Source organism: Embleya sp. NPDC059237, assembly GCF_042754105.1.
Taxonomy (GTDB): domain Bacteria; phylum Actinomycetota; class Actinomycetes; order Streptomycetales; family Streptomycetaceae; genus Embleya.
Genome location: NZ_JBHZAE010000006.1, coordinates 516,965 through 534,730, shown reverse-complemented (window position 1 = coordinate 534,730; position 17,766 = coordinate 516,965). Strand labels below are relative to the sequence as shown.

General features: G+C 72.1%; 12 protein-coding genes. 9 read left to right on the top strand and 3 right to left on the bottom strand.

The window, feature by feature from the left end; translation table 11 throughout:
• The first annotated feature begins 12 nt into the window (after window positions 1–12).
• Window positions 13–1,077 carry a LuxR C-terminal-related transcriptional regulator gene (locus tag ACFXKZ_RS21950; protein WP_380002595.1) on the top strand — a complete coding sequence of 355 codons (1,065 nt, stop codon included), beginning with the start codon at window positions 13–15 and terminating at the stop codon, window positions 1,075–1,077.
• A 184-nt stretch (window positions 1,078–1,261) separates the two neighbouring features.
• On the top strand, window positions 1,262–3,253 hold the full coding sequence (locus ACFXKZ_RS21945; protein WP_380002594.1) for a GTP-binding protein: 1,992 nt from the start codon (window positions 1,262–1,264) through the stop codon (window positions 3,251–3,253).
• 418 nt (window positions 3,254–3,671) lie between these two features.
• Here the strand turns inward: ACFXKZ_RS21945 and ACFXKZ_RS21940 are convergent, their stop codons facing one another.
• Entirely contained in the window at window positions 3,672–4,718 is a 1,047-nt protein-coding gene (locus ACFXKZ_RS21940; RefSeq protein ID WP_380002593.1) for a LacI family DNA-binding transcriptional regulator, read from the bottom strand.
• A gap of 214 nt (window positions 4,719–4,932) precedes the next feature.
• On the opposite strand from ACFXKZ_RS21940, the gene ACFXKZ_RS21935 reads away from it, so the two are divergent.
• The 7 genes from ACFXKZ_RS21935 (at window position 4,933) to ACFXKZ_RS21905 (ending at window position 14,158) form a co-directional block, all read left to right on the top strand.
• A complete protein-coding gene (locus ACFXKZ_RS21935) occupies window positions 4,933–6,705 on the top strand; it encodes a glycoside hydrolase family 13 protein (protein ID WP_380002592.1) in 1,773 nt (590 codons plus the stop codon).
• Window positions 6,702–8,165 (top strand): alpha/beta hydrolase, encoded by a 1,464-nt coding sequence (locus tag ACFXKZ_RS21930; protein WP_380002591.1) that lies wholly within the window; start codon window positions 6,702–6,704, stop codon window positions 8,163–8,165. The genes ACFXKZ_RS21935 and ACFXKZ_RS21930 overlap by 4 nt, the downstream gene beginning before the upstream one ends.
• Window positions 8,162–9,427 (top strand): extracellular solute-binding protein, encoded by a 1,266-nt coding sequence (locus ACFXKZ_RS21925; protein WP_380002590.1) that lies wholly within the window; start codon window positions 8,162–8,164, stop codon window positions 9,425–9,427. Before ACFXKZ_RS21930 ends, ACFXKZ_RS21925 begins: the two co-directional genes overlap by 4 nt.
• Before the next feature lie 28 nt (window positions 9,428–9,455).
• On the top strand, window positions 9,456–11,066 hold the full coding sequence (locus ACFXKZ_RS21920; RefSeq protein WP_380002589.1) for an ABC transporter permease subunit: 1,611 nt from the start codon (window positions 9,456–9,458) through the stop codon (window positions 11,064–11,066).
• Complete coding sequence (locus tag ACFXKZ_RS21915) at window positions 11,066–11,917, top strand: sugar ABC transporter permease (protein WP_380002588.1); 852 nt, start codon at window positions 11,066–11,068, stop codon at window positions 11,915–11,917. The genes ACFXKZ_RS21920 and ACFXKZ_RS21915 overlap by 1 nt, the downstream gene beginning before the upstream one ends.
• A 56-nt stretch (window positions 11,918–11,973) precedes the next feature.
• Window positions 11,974–13,581 (top strand): glycoside hydrolase family 13 protein, encoded by a 1,608-nt coding sequence (locus ACFXKZ_RS21910; protein WP_380002587.1) that lies wholly within the window; start codon window positions 11,974–11,976, stop codon window positions 13,579–13,581.
• A gap of 133 nt (window positions 13,582–13,714) precedes the next feature.
• Window positions 13,715–14,158: a GNAT family N-acetyltransferase gene (locus ACFXKZ_RS21905; RefSeq protein WP_380002586.1), complete on the top strand. Its 444-nt coding sequence runs from the start codon at window positions 13,715–13,717 to the stop codon at window positions 14,156–14,158.
• On the opposite strand, the gene ACFXKZ_RS21900 is transcribed toward ACFXKZ_RS21905, so the two are convergent.
• Together ACFXKZ_RS21900 and ACFXKZ_RS21895 are read right to left on the bottom strand one after the other, a co-directional pair.
• Window positions 14,142–16,574, bottom strand: a complete 2,433-nt coding sequence (locus ACFXKZ_RS21900) for a hypothetical protein (protein WP_380002585.1) — start codon at window positions 16,572–16,574, stop codon at window positions 14,142–14,144. The two genes, ACFXKZ_RS21905 and ACFXKZ_RS21900, sit on opposite strands and share 17 nt — an antisense overlap.
• A gap of 40 nt (window positions 16,575–16,614) precedes the next feature.
• The gene (locus tag ACFXKZ_RS21895; protein ID WP_380002584.1) at window positions 16,615–17,712 is read right to left on the bottom strand and encodes a WxL protein peptidoglycan domain-containing protein; all 1,098 of its coding nucleotides are present in this window, start codon (window positions 17,710–17,712) and stop codon (window positions 16,615–16,617) included.
• Window positions 17,713–17,766: the final 54 nt, after the last annotated feature.

The following is a 17,766-nucleotide window of genomic DNA, read 5'->3' as shown; positions in this document are numbered from 1 at the left end:
TACGTTCCCGCCATGGCATCGAGTACTGCGAAGCAAGTCATCGATGGTTTACGGGAGTTGGCCGCACCGGGTCGATCCGCCGCCGAAGTGTTCGCGCGGGCCGACGAGTTGCTGCGGAATGTGCTCGGGTACGACGCGGTCTGTTGGCACACCGCGGACCCCACCACCGGACTCGTCACCTCCGTGGTGAGCAACGACCTGAGCATGGCGGGGTTTCGCGAGGCGGTGCGGATGGAGGTGTGGCACGAGGACATCGCCTCCTTCGCCGCGATCCGGCGCAGTGGGGTCCGGGCCGAGACGTTGAGTCGGGCGACGCGGGGGCAGCCCGAACGGGCGATGAGATTTCGCGAACAGCTCGCCCCGTCCGGGTTCGGTGACGAATTGCGCATGGTCTTCGACACGCAGGGCGGCCGGTGGGGGTGTGCCGCGTTCATGCGGGGCCGGGAGCACGGCCCCTTTCTGGGCCGCCAGCGGGACTTGGCGGATGTCGCCGCGCGGCACATCGGCAACGCGCTGCGGGCCTGCCATGCCGCCCCGACGTGGGCGCTCCCGGCGGACCAGGCGCCCGCGATGATGATCCTCGGTCCCTCGAACGGCCTGGTCGCGGCGGATCAGCGGGCCCAGCGGCTGCTCGCCGACCTCGCCGACGACTCGTCGGCCTCACTGTCCGTGCCCACCGCCTTCGCGATGGTGTCCGAGCATGCGCGACGGGCCGCGTCCGGGGTGCTCGCCGCGCAGGTGCCGATTCGGGTGCGTACCGGGGACGGGCGGTGGTTCGTGTTGCATGCCTCGCTGGTCGACGGTTTCGCCGACGGGCATGTCGGGGTGGTGGCCTCGCCCGCGTCACCGGCCGAGACGATGCCGCTGTACCTGGCGGCGTTCGGGTTGACCGGGCGCGAGCAGGAGGTGGCATTGCAGGCGATTCGCGGTTGTGACACGCGGGAGATCGCCCGGGTCCTGGCGATGACCCCGTACACGGTCCAGGACCACCTGAAGGCCGTCTTCACCAAGGCCGGGGTGTCCAGTCGCCGGGCGCTGATCGCCCGCATCGTGCAGGGTGAGCTGCCGCCGGAGTAGCGGTCGCGGGCGGTGGGCGGGCGCCGGGAAAAGAGCGCGGACGTGCGTCGGGGCGGTGTTAGGGTGCCAGACGCACTGTGTCACATGGGATGAGTTCGTTCGGAGAGGAACGTCATGCGCCGAGGGTTCAGCGGTCTCTACGGAATTCTTCCCATCAGTGCAGCCGCAGGAGCCTCTGGCCGTCATGAACCATCTGAACATCGGGATTCTCGCGCATGTTGACGCGGGGAAGACCAGCCTGACCGAGCGTCTGCTGTTCGACGCGGGAGTGATCTCCCGGGTCGGCAGTGTCGATGCCGGCAGTACCCAGACCGATTCGCTCGACTTGGAGCGTCGGCGTGGGATCACCATTCGTTCCGCCGTGGTGGCGTTTCGGGTGGACGACCTCCAGGTCAATGTCATCGACACCCCCGGCCACTCCGACTTCGTTGCGGAGGTGGAGCGGGCGCTGCGCGTACTCGACGGCGCCGTGTTGGTGGTGTCCGCGGTGGAGGGCGTGCAGGCCCGAACCCGGGTGCTGATGCGTTCGCTTGCCCGATTGCGGATCCCGGTCCTGGTGTTCGTGAACAAGATCGACCGGATGGGCGCGCGCTACCGGGAGGTACTGGACGCGCTGGCTGCCGAACTGGGGCCCGGGTGCGTCGCGATGGGATCGGTGGCCGGGATCGGTACCGCGGACGCGCGATTCGCGCCGTTCGACGTGGGCGACCCTGGGTTCGCGGAACGGCTCGCGGAGGCGTTCGCCGACCACGGCGAGTCGTTCGTGGACGCGTATCTGGACGACCGGCTCGTGGTTACGGCGGCGGACTACACGCGCGAACTGCGGCGCCAGGTACGGGAGGCGCGGGTGTACCCGGTCTTCTTCGGCTCGGCCCTGAACGGGGAGGGGGTCGAGCACCTGGTGCGGGGAATCGCCGCGTGGTTGCCGCGCGTCGAGACGGCGGCGGGGCAAGAGCCTTTGAGGGCAGTCGTGTTGAAGATCGAGCGGGGGCGCGCGGGGGAGAAGATCGCGTACGTGCGGACCTGGAGCGGGGTGCTTCGGGCGCGGGACTCGGTCGCGCTGTTTCGGCGCGAACACGGGGGCGGTGTGGTCGAGACGACCGTGCGGGCCTCCGGGGTGCAGGTCTTCGATCGTGGTACGGCGGTGCGGGACGCGGATGCGACGGCGGGCACCATCGCCAAGGTGCGGGGGCTGGCGCAGGCGCGGGTCGGCGATCAACTGGGGTCGGCGGAGGGGCTGCCTCGGACCGGACTGTTCGCGCCGCCGACGTTGGAATCCGAGGTCACGCCCGGGCATCCGGGCGAACGGCCCGCGCTGTACGCCGCGTTGCAGCGGATGGCCGAGGAGGACCCGATGATCGACGTGCGGGGCGACGAGTCGTCGGGGGCGATCTCGGTGCGCCTGTACGGCGAGGTGCAGAAGGAGGTGATCGGGGCGACGCTGGCCGAGGAGTTCGGTCTGCGGGTGGCGTTCGCCGAGTCGCGGCCGCTGTACTTCGAGCGCCCGGTGGGGGTGGGTGAGGCCGTGGAGGAGATGGACGCGGACGGGCCTACGTACTTCTGGGCCACGGTCGGTGTGCGGGTCGAGCCGGCGGCGCCGGGGAGTGGGATCGCGCTGCGGTTGGGGGTCGAGTTGGGGGCGCTGCCGCTCGCGTTCCATCGGGCGATCGAGGAGAGTGCGCGTCGGACGTTGCGGCAGGGGTTGTACGGGTGGGAAGTGCTGGACTGCACGGTGACGTTGACCCGTACGGGGTATTTCAGTCCGGTGAGTGCGGCGGGGGACTTCCGGAGTGTGACGCCGCTGGTGGTGGCCGATGCGTTGCGGCGGGCCGGGACGCGGGTGTTCGAGCCGACGCATCGGTTCGAGGTGGAGACTCCGGCGGACTGCCTGGGTGTGGTGTTGTCGGCGCTCTCCGCGGTGCGGGGGGTGCCGGAGGAGCAGGTGGCGCGGGGGGATCGGTTCCTGGTGCGGGGGAGCCTTCCGGCGGCGATGGTGCATGGGGTTACGGGGCGGTTGCCGGGGCTGACGCGGGGGGAGGGGGTCCTGGTCAGCGAGTTCGAGGGGTATCGGCCGTTCGGGGGGCAGGCGGTTCCGACGCGGGAGCGTGTGGGGGTGGATCCGTATGACCGGGAGCGCTACATGTTGCAGTCGCTGGGCCGGGTTCGGGGCGGCTGAGGTCGCGCGCACACGGTGGTCGCTGGGCCCGGCTTCGGTTGTCCTCAAGCGCCGGACGGGCTGGGAGTTTGGTGGCCCCGGCGCCGGGGGCCGCGGTTTGGCCTCCGGCCGGGTGTCCTCAGGCGCCGGACGGGCTGGTTTGGGTTGGGTGTTCCCAGTGCCGGGGGCTGTGGTTTGGCCTCCGGCCGGGTGTCCTCAAGCGCCGGACGGGCTGATTGTTTGCGTGCTCCGGGTGTCGGGGGCTGTGGTTTGGCCTCCGGCCCGGTGTCCTCAGGCGCCGGACGGGCTGGTTTGGTTTGGGTGTCCCCAGTGCCGGGGCTGCGGTTTGAGTGGTGGCCTCCGGTCCGGGGTCCTCAAGCGCCGCACGGGCTGATTGTTCGAGGGCTGCGGGTTGGTGGTGGCCTTCGGTTCGGGGTGCTCATGTGTTGGATGCCAGGGGTCGGGTTTTAGGGGGTGGGGTCTGTGGGGGTGCTCCTGTGGAGGCTCTGGCTACCAGGCGGGGGGCGAAGCGGTGGTCTACGTGGGGGGCGTGGTAGCCCTGGAGTTGTTGCCACATTGCCGTGGCGATTGCTGTGGACATTTGTTCTATGGGTTGTTGGATCGTGCTCAGTGGGGGGTCGCTGTGGGCGGCCAGGTATGAGTCGTCGTAGCCGACCACCGAGATGTCGGTCGGGACGTGGCGGCCGGATTCGCGGGCGGCGGAGATTGCGCCGAGGGCCATCAGGTCGCTGCCGGTGATGATCGCCGTGGCGCCGGCGTCCAGGAGGCGGCGGGCCGCGGCTTGGCCGCCGGTGATCGAGTACGTGGACTCCACGTAGAGCGCGTCGTCGCAGCCGCCGAACGTCGCGGTCATCGCCGCGCGGTAGCCGGCCAGGCGGTGGCGGGAGGGGCGGTAGAACTCCTCGCCGCCGGCCAGCGCGATCCGGGTGTGCCCCAGGCTGTGCAGGTGCGCCACCGCCATCGCGGCGCCGGCCGCCTCGTCGGTGGTGACCGTGGACACCGGCAGGCCCGGTACGCCGCCGTTGACCAGCACCATCGCCACGTGCTTCCCGTGCAGGTGCCAGTAGAAGCCGTGGTCGGCCTCGGGGTTGGCGTGTCGTCCGGAGACCAGGACCAGCCCCTCGATGCCACGCCTCAACAGAGTTTCGATGTAGTCCAGCTCGGTCGGTCCGTGCTTCGTGGAGCTGCCGATCAGCGCGGTCACCCCGTACTGGCTCAGCCGCGCCTCCACCGCGCCGGCCAGCAGGGCGAAGGCGGGGTTCTCCAGCTCCGGCACGATGATGCCGACGAAGGGTTGGCCGACCGGGGCCGGCGCGACCATGCCCTGCTCGCGGATCGCCGCCAGGACTCGGGTCCTGGTGTGTTCGGCGACCCCGGGCTTGTCGTTGAGGACCCGGCTGACGGTCGCCGCGCTCACCCCGATCCGGTCGGCGATCCTGCGGACCGATGGGCGGTCTGGTGTCACGCGATGGTCACCTCTCTTGGGCGGATACGGCGCACGGAGGACACGCACACGCTAGCGAAACGTGTTTCTCCGTTGCAACAAAATCTTTGAAACATGTTGCAGGGTGTTGCAGTGGTCAACGCCGAGCTTTTACGCTCCTCGGCATTCGACCTGATGAACGGCATGTTTCGGAGTCGCAAACACCATGCACCCACCGGAAACACTCTGTAACACAGTGGCACATCACGACGGTTCGCCGGGCTACGTGAGCAACCCGTCGCCGCAACCGGGCGAGCGAGTCGAGCTGTTTGTGCGTGCCCGCACCGACGCCGGCGCCAAGCGGGTACACGTGCGCACCAAGCTCGACGGCGAACCGGTGTTCACCGAGGCGCGGGTGGATCGGGTGGCCGGCGACGAGACCTGGTGGCGGGTCGAGGTCGAGGTCGGCAGCACCGAGTTCGGCTACCGCTTTCTGCTCGACACCCCCACCGGCAACCGCTGGCTGACCGGCGCCGGCATCGCCTCGCGCGATGTGCCCGACACCGGCGACTTCACCCTCACCACCCACCCGGCGCCGCCCGCCTGGGCCGCCGACGCGATCGTGTACCAGATCTTCCCGGACCGCTTCGCCCGCTCCGCCCGGCAGAGCGACACGCTCCCGGACTGGGCCACTCCGGCCGACTGGGACGATCCCGTCCCGTGGGGCACCCCGGGCGCGCTGCAGCAGATCTACGGCGGCGACCTGTGGGGCGTGCTCGACCGGCTCGACCACATCCGGGGACTGGGCGCGAACGTCCTCTACCTCACCCCGTTCTTCCCGGCCCGCTCCAACCACCGCTACGACGCGACCACCTTCGACCGGGTCGACCCGCTGCTCGGCGGCGACGAGGCGCTGCGGGCGCTGACCGCCGAGGCGCACCGGCGCGGCATGCGGGTGATCGGCGACCTGACGCTCAATCACTCCGGGGACGGGCACGAATGGTTCCGGCGCGGACAGGCCGAACCGGACTCCGCCGAGGCGGGTTTCTACTACTTCGACGGCGCGGATCGAGGCCGCTACGCCTCGTTCTGCGGTGTGGACACGCTGCCGAAGTTCGACCACGCCTCCGCCGAGTTGCGGGCGCGGTTGTACGAAGGCGCGGGCTCGGTGGTGGCGCGGTATCCGCGCGACTTCGGGCTCGACGGCTGGCGGATCGACGTCGCCCAGTCGGCCGGCCGCTACGGCACCCAGGACCGCAACGCCGAGGTGGCCCGCGCCACCCGCGCCACGCTGAACGCCGCCGCGCCGGACACGCTGCTCCTGGCCGAGCACCAGCACGACGCGTCCGCGTCCCTGCGCGGCGACGGCTGGCAGGGCACGATGGCCTACGCCGGCTTCACCCGACCGGTCTGGGGGTGGCTCGCCGACGCGCCGCTCACCGAGTTCTGGGGGGTGCCCGGGCCGATCCCGGACTACGGCGGCGCCGAACTGGCGGCCGTCATGCGGGACTTCGCCGCCCTGCTGCCCTGGCGCTCGTACACCCACAACCTGACCCTGCTCGACTCGCACGACACCCAGCGGTTCCGCTCGATGGCCGGGCGCGAACGCCAACACTTGGGCGCCGCCCTGCTGTTCACCCTGCCGGGCCTGCCGATGGTGTTCGCCGGCGACGAGGTCGGCGTGGAAGGGGTGCACCTGGAGGACGGCCGCCGGCCGTTCCCGTGGGACCCCGCGCGCTGGGACCACGACACCCACCGCGTCTACCGCGACCTGATCGCGCTGCGGCGCGGACACCGGGCGCTGCGCGAGGGTGGCCTGCGTTGGCTGCGCTGCGAGGCCGACACCGTGCTGTTCGAGCGATGGTTGCCCGAGGAGACGCTGCTCGTCCAGGTCGACCGCGCCTCGCACGCCCCGGTCGCCGCGCCGGTCGCCGCGCACAGCCTGACCGGCGGACCCGACCTGCGCCCCGGCGAGCCGATGCCCGCCGACGGACCGGCCTTCCACGTCTGGCGGGTGGAACGCCCGTGACCCGCACCGAGCCCACCGCCCCCGCACCCACCCCGGGAGAGTCGCCCCGCATGTCCCTGCCCGCGAACACCGGCGGCGTGATCGAGACCTTGTCGAACGTACGCTCGACGCACCTGGACAACGTGCGCGACGTCCACGTGTACCTGCCGCCCGGCTACGACCGGCAGGCCGGACCGTACCCCGTGGTGTGGCTGCACGACGGGCAACACGTGTTCGCCCGCACCGGCCTCGAACCCAGCTGGCGGGTCGAGGAGAGTCTGGACCGGCTGATCGCCGCCGGCCTGCTGCCGCCGCTGATCGCGGTGGCCGTGGACAACGGACGCGACGACCGCGGCGCCGAGTACAGCCACTACGTGCCGTACCCGCGCGACCCGCGCGCGTTGTCCCGGGGCGAGCTGTACGAGCGTTTCCTGATCGAGGAGTTGCGCCCGCTGATCGCGGCCCGGTACCCGATCACCGACGACCCGGCGCACACCGCCGTACTCGGCTCCTCGATGGGCGGCCTGGTCAGCTACCACCTGGCGTTTCGCCGCCCCGACGTGTTCGGCCTGGCCGGAGTGCTCTCGCCGTTCCTGGTCTTCGTCGACCCGATCACCCTCGCCGAGACGCCCGTGCACCACCGGCAGAGCGCGCGCGGCCCGGAGCGGATCTGGATCGACATCGGCGGCATGGAGGGCCTGATCACCGTGCAACACACCCGCGACCTGGTCGACCACCTCGTCACCGACCTCGGCTACGCGCCGGACCGCGAGGTGCGCTTCCACGAGGATCCGCAGGCGCCGCACCACGAGAGCGCCTGGGCCCGGCGGGTGGGCAGCGCGCTGCTGCACCTGTTCGGCGACGCCGACCTGCCGCTGGTCGAGCTGACCATGCCCGAGCGGCCCGCGGTGGCCACCGGACAGGCCGACGTGAGCGTGGCGCCGGTGGGCGTGCGTGCCGACGGCTGCACCTACTCGGTGCTGGACGCCGGGCTCGCCTGGACCCCCGCCGACGCGCTGCGCCCGCTCGGCCTGGCCCGGGTCACCCCCGGTCGACCCGGGCCCGTCACGCTGACCGCGACGGCCGGCGGCCATACCGCCGAGGGCACGTTGGAGGTGGTCGAGGGCGGCGCCGACGCGCTGTTGGAGGTCACCGTGACCACCGCCGCCGACCTGCCCGCCGACGAGACCGTGTACTACTCCGGCCTGGTCACCACCCGCGTTGCCGCCGGCATCCACCACGGCACCTGGCGGCTGCCGCGCGGGGTGGGCCTGAACGGCGCGGTCGGCCGCGGCTGGCGCTGCGACGGCCTCACCGAGGACGGCACGCCGATCCGCGACCCCTTCCACCACGACGGCGACCGCCGGATCACCGTGCACGTCCCCGCGTGGACCGACCCGAACGCGCAGACCCCCGCGGCGCCCGCCGCCGACCCCGCGCCCGAGACCGACGCGATTGCACCCATCGAGGAGACCCCGTGAGACCACGACTGCTGCTCCCGGCCGTGCTCGCCGCCGCCACGCTGCTCGTCAGCGCGTGCGCCGGCGGGGGCGGCGACAAGGGCGACGACAAGACCGCCCCGCCCGTCTCGGCCCCGGCGGCCGGCAACGGCTCGCTGACCGTCTGGGCCGACGACGCCCGGGCCAAGCCGCTCCAGGACATCGCCGCCGCGTTCACCCGGGACAAGGGCGTCAAGGTCAAGGTCGTGCAGAAGGGCCTGGGCGAGATCCGCGACGACTTCGTCTCCCAGGCCCCCACCGGCCAGGGCCCCGACGTGGTCGTCGGTCCGCACGACTGGCTCGGCAAACTCGTCCACAACGGGGTGCTCGCACCGCTCGAACTCGGCGACCGTGCCGCCGCGTTCTCCCCGGTCGCGCTGGAGGCGATGCGCTACGAGGGCCGCACGTACGGACTGCCGTACGCCGTCGACAGCATCGCCCTCCTGCGCAACACCGAACTGGCCCCGCAGGCCCCGGCCTCCTTCGACGAACTGCTCGCCACCGGCCGCCGGCTGGTCGAGCAGGGCCGCGCCGAACTGCCGGTGGCGGTACCGGTCGACGCCAAGAGCGGATCGCCGTACCACCTGTACCCGCTGCAGACCTCGTTCGGCTGCCAGGTCTTCGGCACCAAGCCCGACGGCGCCTACGACCAGACCAAACTCGAACTGGACAGCCCCGGTTGCCGGCGCTTCGGCCCCTGGCTGCGCGGCCTGGGCAAGGACGGCGTGCTCTCCACCTCGCTCACCGCCGACATCGCCACCGACGCCTTCCTCAAGGGCAAGACCCCGTTCCTGCTCGCCGGTCCCTGGGACGCGGCGACCTTCCGCGCCGCGCACGTGCCGTTCGCGGTCGACCCGGTGCCCAGCGCCGACGGCTCCCCGGCCCGGCCGTTCGTCGGCGTCCAGGGCTTCTTCGTCGGCGCCAAGTCGGCAAACCCGATCCTGGCCCAGGATTTCGTGCTCAACTACCTTTCCACCCCGCAGGCGCAGCGAGCCCTGTACGACACCGGCGGCCGGGTCCCGGCGACCACCGCCGTGCTCGCCCAGGTCGAGAACGACCCGGTGGTGGCCGGTTTTGCCCGCGCCGCCCAGGCGGGCATGCCGACGCCGAACCTGCCCGCGATGGACAGCGTGTGGGCCGACTGGGGCCTGACCCAACTGGCCATCATCCAGGGACACGGCGATCCGGGGGAGCTGACCGGCGCGATGGCCGCACGCATCCGCGCCAAGATCGCCGCCGGCTGAGCCGGAGCGACGAGGAGAGACCGAGATCGTGACCCAGACCCTGTCCACCCAACCGCCGCACACCCCACCGGGCCGGCGACCCACGGCCCACCCCGGCCACCCCCCGGCCCGCCGCGGCCTCGTCGGCCTCGCCGTGCGGATCGTCCTGCTCGCCGTCGTCGACGCCCTCGCGGTCTACGGGCTCCTCGCACTGGCCGCGCAGCACAAATGGGGGATGTTCGGCGCCCTGCTCGTGGGCACGGTCGCGGTCAACGTGATCTACGCCGGCAAACGCCACGTGCCGGCCAAGTACCTCGCCCCCGGCGTCGCGTTGCTGCTCGTGTACCAGGTGTACGTGGTGTTCTACACCGGGTTCGCCGCCTTCACGAACTACGGCGACGGCCACAACAGCGACAAGCCCGACGCCGTCGCGGCGATCCTCGCGCACAGCGAGACCCGCGTACCCGACTCGCCGGTACGCCCGGCCACGGTCGTCGCCCGCGGCGACCGGGTCGGCCTGCTGGTGACCCTGCCCGACCGGGGTGTACGCCTCGGGTGGTCAGGGCACCCGTTGGAGCCCGTCGCGGACCCGGTGTACGACTCCGTCGGCCGCGCGGTCGCCGCGCCCGGCTGGCACCCGCTGAGCTATGCGCAGATCGCGAGCCGGCAGAAGGAGATCAGCGAACTGCGGGTGCCCGCGAGCGAGGATCCGAACAGCGGCAGCCTGCGCACCGCCGACGGGATCAGCGCCGCCGCCTACCGGTCCACGCTCGACTACGACCGCGACGCCGACACCATCACCGACCGGGCCACCGGCAAGGTCTATCGACCCACCTCCGACGGCGTCTTCGCCGCCGCCGACGGCACCAGGCTCAGCCCGGGGTGGAAGGTCTTCGTCGGCCTGGACAACTTCGAGAGGATCCTCACCGACCGCGACATCCGCGGACCCTTCCTCGGCGTGCTGGTATGGACCTTCGTCTTCGCCGGCATCTCGGTCGCGGTGCCGTTCGCCATCGGACTGGTCCTGGCCGCGGTGCTCGACGGCAAACGGCTGCGCGGGCACCGGATCTACCGTTCGCTGATCATGCTGCCCTACGCCTTCCCGGCGTTCCTGGCCGCACTGGTCTGGCAGGGCCTGCTCAACACCGACTACGGCTACGTCAACGTCTCGCTCCTGGACGGCGCGCACATCCCGTGGCTCACCGATCCGTGGTTGGCCCGGCTCAGCGTGCTCGCGGTCAACGTCTGGATCAGCTTCCCGTACATGTTCCTGATCTGTACCGGCGCGCTCCAGGCGATCCCCGCCGAGGTCACCGAGGCGGCGCGGATCGACGGCGCGGGACGCGGACAGATCCTGCGGCACATCAAACTGCCGCTCCTGCTCACCGCCGTCACCCCGATGCTGATCGCGACCTTCGCGTTCAACTTCAACAACTTCAACGTCATCTACATGCTCACCGGCGGCGGTCCCAAGGACCCCGACGCGCCGATCGAGGTCGGCTCCACCGACCTGCTGATCTCGCTGGTGTACAAACTCGCCTTCGGCGGCAGCAATCGCCAATACGGCATGGCCTGCGCCGTGTCGATCCTGATCTTCGTGGTGGTCGCCGCGATCTCCGTCGTCGGCCTGCGCCGCAGCCGCGCGTTCGAGGAGTCCTGATGATCCGTTGGTTCGCGCGCACCGGATGGCGGCACCTGATCGGGGTGCTCGCGGTCGTGGTGGCCGTCTTCCCCCTGGTGTTCGTGCTCTCCGCGTCACTGAACCCCAGCGGCACCTTGACCGGATCCAACGAACTGTTCTCGGACACCACCGACGCGCACTACCGGGAACTGTTCGACGACCCGCTGCACCCGTTCGGCAAGTGGTTCCTGAACTCGATGGCGGTCGGGCTGGCCACCGCGATCGGGTCGGTGTTCCTGGGCGCGTGCGCCGGCTACGCCTTCTCGCGCTTTCGGTTCCGGGGGCGCAAGGCCGGGCTGACCACACTGCTCCTGGTCCAGATGTTCCCGCAACTGCTCGCCTACGTCGCGCTGTTCCTGCTCCTGTCCGGCTTCGACGACGTCTTCCCCGCGATCGGCCTGGGCAGCCGGCTGGGGCTGGTGATGATCTACCTCGGCGGCGCGCTCGGGGTGAACACCTACCTGATGAAGGGCTTCTTCGACACCGTGCCGCGCGACCTCGACGAGGCGGCGCGAATCGACGGGGCCTCGCACGCCCAGGTGTTCTTCCGGATCGTGCTGCCGCTGGTGGCACCGGTGTTGGCCGTGGTCGCGCTGCTGTCCTTCGTGGCCACGCTCAACGACTTCGTGATCGCAAGCCTGGTCCTGAACGACCCGGACAAGCAGACCCTCGCGGTCGGGCTCTACCACTTCATCTCGTACGGAGTGGGCCGCAACTGGGGCGTGTTCGCGGCAGGCGTGCTGATCGCGGCGCTGCCGGTGCTGGTGCTGTTCCAGTTCCTGCAACGTTTCATCGTCGGCGGCCTGACGGCCGGAGCGGTGAAGAACTGACCCGGTGCGGGCGCTCGATGTTGTGTTTCGACTTCTCCCTCGAAGGAAGCTCTCGGATGACCGTCACGACCACGAACACCCGTACGACCACCGGCTGGTGGCGCGACTCGGTGATCTATCAGGTGTACGTGCGCAGCTTCGCGGACGGCAACGGCGACGGGATCGGCGATCTGCCCGGTGTGCGCAGCCGACTGCGCTATCTGAGCGAACTGGGCGTGGACGCCGTCTGGCTCACCCCGTTCTACGCCTCCCCACAGGCCGACCACGGCTACGACGTGGCCGACTACCGGGCCGTCGACCCGCTGTTCGGCACCCTCCAGGACGCCGACGCGCTGCTGCGCGACGCGCACGCGCACGGCCTGCGGGTGATCGTCGACCTGGTGCCCAACCACACCTCCGAGGCGCACGCCTGGTTCGTCGAGGCGCTGGCCGGCGGCCCCGGATCGGCCGCCCGCGAGCGGTACCACTTCCGTCCCGGTCGCGGTGCCGACGGGGAACTGCCGCCCAACGACTGGGAGTCGGTGTTCGGCGGCCGGGCCTGGACCCGGGTGCCGGACGGCGAGTGGTACCTGCACCTGTTCGCGCCCGAGCAGCCCGACCTGAACTGGGAACACCCCGAGGTGCACACCGAGTTCGAGGACGTGCTGCGCTTTTGGCTGGACCTGGGCGTGGACGGTTTCCGGATCGACGTCGCACACGGCCTGGTCAAGGCCGAGGGCCTGCCCGACATCGGCGGCGGCGCCGGAATCGAACTGCTCGGCAGCGCCGAACTGCCGTTCTTCGACCAGGACGGGGTGCACGAGATATACCGCGGCTGGCGGCGCATCCTCGACGGATACCCCGGCGCCCGGATGGCCGTCGCCGAGGCCTGGACACCGAGCCCGGAGCGCACCGCGCGCTATGTGCGCCCCGACGAGCTGCACCAGGCGTTCAACTTCCACTACCTGGGCACCGATTGGGCCGCGCCCGCGCTGCGCGAGGTGATCGACGCGTCGTTGGCCGGCGCCGCCGGTGTCGGCGCCCCGGCGACCTGGGTGTTGTCCAACCACGACGTGCACCGCCACGTCACGCGCTACGGCGACGGGGAGACGGGGCTGCGCCGGGCCCGGGCCGCCGCGCTGTTGACGCTGGCGCTGCCCGGCTCGGTCTATGTGTACCAGGGCGAGGAACTGGGCCTGCCGGAAGTGTTGGACCTGCCGGACGAGGTGTTGCAGGACCCGAGGTGGGAGCGGTCCGGGCACACCGAGCGGGGCCGGGACGGCTGCCGGGTGCCACTGCCGTGGTCGGGCGGGCGGGCGCCGTACGGATTCGGCGCGCCGGGCAGTGCGCCGACCTGGCTGCCGCAGCCGGGTGACTGGGCCGGGTTGAGCGTCGAGGCGCAGTGGGACGACCCCGCGTCCACGCTGTCGCTGTACCGGTCGGCGTTGGCGATCCGTCGGGCGCACCCGGACCTCGGAGACGGCGCGGAACTGCGGTGGTTGCCGTCACCGGAGGACACGTTGGTCTTCCGGCGCGGGAACGGGCCGGTGTGCGCGGTGAACCTGGGCGCGGAGCCGGTGCGGCTGCCCGAGTACGGGCCGGTGTTGCTCGCGAGCGGTGAGCTGCCCGGGGATGGCGTGCTGCCGGGCGACACGGCGGCGTGGTATGCGGTGGACGGGGACTGAGCGGGCCGGTTCGGGTTCGGCGGAGTCCGGCTGTTCGGCGGAGCCCGGGTGTTCGGCGGCGGCTTCCCATGGGTGGGAGTCGCTGCCGATCGGCCGCTGTCGTGGGGCCCGGGGGTCCGGCTACAGTGGGAGGGTGGCGCAGTTCGAAGTAATCGTGGACCCGGAACGCGAAGCCTGGCTCGGGCGGATGCTCACCGAATCCAATACGGCGGTCTCACCGAATCTGGCAGCCCTGCGCGGGACTTCCGCCGAGAACGAGGAACCCCTCCAGCTCTATGTGCGCGACGACGACGGTGATCTCGTCGGCGGCTTGACCGGCTATACCTGGGCCTACTGGCTGCACGTGCACCTGCTGTGGGTCGACGCGCGCCTGCGCGGCGCCGGGTTGGGTTCGGAACTCCTGGAGCGAGCCGAGAAGATCGCATCGATCGAGCGCGAGTGTCGGCACGTGCGACTGGAGACGTGGGACTTCCAGGCTCCGGACTTCTACCGCGGGCACGGCTACGAACTTGCGGGAACCGTGCCGGACTACCCGCCGGGCAGTGTCGAGTACATCTTCGTCAAACGCCTCGGCTGAGCGGCGTTCGGCAGGCGGGTGTCGCTCGGCTGATGGGTGCCGCCATGGCCACCGCGGTGTCCAGGAGTTCGATCAGCGTGCCGGAGAAGTCGGGCAGGAGTCGTACGGCCACCGTCCAGGCTTCCGGGGCCGTGCCGAGGCGGGCCCGGAGGCGATGCGGTCGTAATTCGTCGGGCAGCCGCCAGGGGGCGAGCGCGGGTCGGCGGGCGGTCGGATCCTCGATGATCGCCGAGCCGGCCAGGAGGTCGAACGCGACGTGGGCCGGGCGGCACGTACGGAGGATGTCCTCGACGGTCAACGCGCCGCGATCCAGCGCGGCCCACACCCACGTGCGCGCATGTTGCGGATGGTCGGGTACGAACGCCAGCCGCGCGAGCAGGAGTTCGCGCGGGCAGTCGGGGTGCGCGACCACCGCGTCCCGGACCTGATCCGGCCAGGTGTCGCGAGTCAGGGTCTCGATCAGCGTGTCCCACGGCGGTGGCCCGCACTCGGCGAGGACGAGGTCGGCGGCATGGGCCGGGCCGCGCAGGGCCGTGACGATCGCCGCCGGCGTGGTTACCTCGGCCAGTCGGGCGTACAGCAGCGCCGGGCCGTCGACGTCGTCCAGGGCGGCGCGGGCGAGCTTCACGGTCTCGGCCGGGAAGGGGTTGCGCGAGTCCTCCAGGCCGTGGCGGGTGGCCTCGTCGATCAGGGCGCGCACGCCGTCGGGGCCGGCGTCCCGCCACCGGTCGAGCAGCGCGCGCAGCCGACCGGCGTCGGTGTAGAGGGCGCGCCGGTGCAGCACGATCCGCGCGACGCGGGGGTCGTCCGAGGCGGGGGCGACGTCGACCGCCGGCCGGCGGTTGGGCCCTTCGTCGCGTTCGAGGCAGCCGAGCAGGGCGGAGGCGAGCGGGACCGTGCCCGGGCGGCCCGTGCGGTCCACACCGGACAGCAGGCGGGTCACCGCCGCCTCGTCCAGGTGGGTGCGGCGAAACAGCAGGGCGTTCACCGCGGGATCGTCGAGATCCAGTAACTCGGCGACCGTCTCCGGGGATTGCTCGGCCACGCCGGCCAGGATCAGGTTCGCGGCGGGCCCGTGCACGGCCCGGAGGCGTTCGCGCAGCGCGCGGTCGGGCGGGGCGGCGGCCAGCAGGGGGCGCAGTGCGGGCGGGTCGAGCAGGGATACCAGCGCGTGTTGTTGTGCGCTGCTCGCGCAGCGGAACAGCAGGATGCGGGCCGGGTCGCCGCCGGAGGGGCGGCTGTGCGCCCGGTTCGGGGCGGAGCCGGCGAGGGCCGTCGCGACGAGGGCGGCCGGGGTGCCGGGGAAGCGCGGGAGTTCGGCGAGGACGGTGGACCACGCGTCGGCGTCGGTGCCCAAGGGGGCGAGGAGTTCGCGTACGCAGGCGTGGACGGCGGGGTCCTCGTCGGGCAGGGCCAAGAGCACCGCCACGGCCGGTCCGGCCTCGGTGAGCAGCGCGGACGCGGTGAAACGGCCGCGACGCAGGCCCCGGCGCAGGAGCGGGGTCCATTCCCATTCGTCGTGGTCGAGATCGTGATCGCAGTCTCGCCCCGGAGTGGGCGCGGGGAGGCGGAAGGCGCGGGCGCGCAGGGTGGGGCGGGCGGATCGGCCGCCGTCCCGGACGATCTCGTCGGGGCAGTCGGCCCATCGGGCGAGGACCGCGGTCACCGACGAGGGGAAGGGTTTGCGCAGGTGTTCCTCGCGCGCGGCGGACCAGTCGGGCGGGACCGGGACGGGACCCTTGGCGCGGCGGATGCGCAGGAGTAACAGGTGCGTGGCGAAGGAGAGTCGGCGGCCCTCGGCGGTGGCCGGGTCGTCGAGGCGGTCGAGCAGGTCGCCGTGGTCGAGGTCGCCGGCCGCGCGACGGAAGCGAGCGAACGCGGATTCGTCGAGGAGGGCGCGCAGCGCACGGTGGCGTTCGGCGACCACGGCCGGGGGTAGGTCGGGGCCGAGTTCGAGCAGGGCGTGTGCGACCAGTTCGCCGAAGGGGGCCCACAACGCCGGTTCGAGCAGCCGTTCGTGATGCTGCGTCAGCAGCCAGGGCACGAAGCCGTGCGGCCCGCGCCAGTCGGGATCCGCGGGATCGGCGGCGGCGAGGACGGCGCGCCGGAGCACGACCGTGTGCCGCTCGGGGTTCGTGGGCCGGTACAGGGTGCGGGCCAGGGCGGGGCGGCCGAGTCGGGCCAGGCGCAGCAGGGTGTCGTGGCCCAGGCCGGGGTTCGCGGCCAACGCCCAGAGCAGGTCCGTGTCGTCGGTTTCGAACACGGCCTCGATCAGGGCGCGCGGCAGCGCCCGGGCACGGCGCAGGGCCAGGAGGCCGGAACCGCCCAGTCGCCGGAGCAGTGCGCCGGATTGGCCTCGACCGACGTTTCGGAGTGCCACCACGGCGGCGGTTCCGGATGTGCCGGTCTCGTGCATGCGGGGGCCTCCTGGGGGCGCTGGTGCGGCCCTGGGGACATTACGCGATGGGTTGATGTTCCGGATGGGGGTGGGGTGTTGCTGGTGGGGAGGCCTTTTCGGTCGGACGGGTGGACCCGCGGCGCCGGCGGCGATGCAGGAGCCGGGCGGTGATCAGCGCGAGCAGGGCCGCCGCGGTGGCCATCGCGCTCCAGGGGATGGCGCGAACGGTGGTGTGGGCGTGGGTGGTCGGGCCCGTGTCGGGGGAGCCGCCGGGGACGGGTGTCGGGTGCAGGGCGAGGTCGACGTCCAGGCGGAAGGCCTGGGTGACGCCGGATACGCGCACGGTTCGGGTGAGCGAGGCGCCGGGCAGCAACTCCGGGAGCGGGCCCAGTTTTCGGTGGGTGCCGGTCAGGCCCCAGGGGCCGCGGACGGTCAGGTCGGGGCGGGCGCCCAGGCGGATGTTGCCGCTGTTCCGGACGGTGTAGGTGACGTTCAGGGCGCCGTCGCGTGGGTCGAGCGAGGTGCGCAGGCTCGCGCTGAGGCCGCCGGAGGTGAGCGCGGGACGCAGCGGGCCGTCGACGCGCAGGTACATGCGGGTGCCGACGCGGCGGTCGACCACGACCCGGTTGCCGGCCCGGTCCCGGCCGGGACCGGCGAGGGAGGCGACGATGCCGCCCGCGTGGTCGCCGGGGGAGGCGTCGGCGGGGACGGCGAGTTCGAACGGCACGTCGCTGCGGGCGTGCGGCGGCACGGTGATCCGGCTCTCCTTGAGGCGGATCCACGCGCCGACGTCGGCGGCGGGGCGGCCGGCGGCGAGGAGGTCGAAGCCGCCGGAGGCGGTGGTGAAGGCGTCCTGCGCGTAGAGGTCGACGGTGAGGGGTTCGTCGCCGACGTTGGTGACGGCGACGTAGTCGACCTGGCGGGCGCCGGGGGCCAGGGCGTACCGGAACGCCGGCCGGTCGTCGGGCCCGTGCTCGGTGGAGGGCTGGACGGACCAGGTGGCGGGCGGGGGTACGGCGTCGGCGGGCGCGGGCGCCGCCGTGGCGGCGGCGGTGGTGGTGAACAGGCAGGCGCTGAACAGGCAGGCGAGGGTCGCGGCGATGCCGGCAAGGGTGGTGCCGGCTCGGCGGAAGCGGCGGGTCGGGGGGTGGGGCATGGGGTTCCGTTCGGGGCCCACAGGCGGCGCGGGGGTCGGTGTGTCCCCGCGCCG

Excerpts from the sequence above, each read along its gene's own strand:
- ACFXKZ_RS21950 (WP_380002595.1), top strand. The coding sequence starts at position 13 with ATGGCATCGAGTACTGCGAAGCAAGTCATCGATGGTTTACGGGAGTTG.
- ACFXKZ_RS21945 (WP_380002594.1), top strand. The coding sequence starts at position 1,262 with ATGAACCATCTGAACATCGGGATTCTCGCGCATGTTGACGCGGGGAAG.
- ACFXKZ_RS21915 (WP_380002588.1), top strand. The coding sequence starts at position 11,066 with ATGATCCGTTGGTTCGCGCGCACCGGATGGCGGCACCTGATCGGGGTG.
- ACFXKZ_RS21910 (WP_380002587.1), top strand. The coding sequence starts at position 11,974 with ATGACCGTCACGACCACGAACACCCGTACGACCACCGGCTGGTGGCGC.
- ACFXKZ_RS21900 (WP_380002585.1), bottom strand. The coding sequence starts at position 16,574 with ATGCACGAGACCGGCACATCCGGAACCGCCGCCGTGGTGGCACTCCGA.
- ACFXKZ_RS21895 (WP_380002584.1), bottom strand. The coding sequence starts at position 17,712 with ATGCCCCACCCCCCGACCCGCCGCTTCCGCCGAGCCGGCACCACCCTT.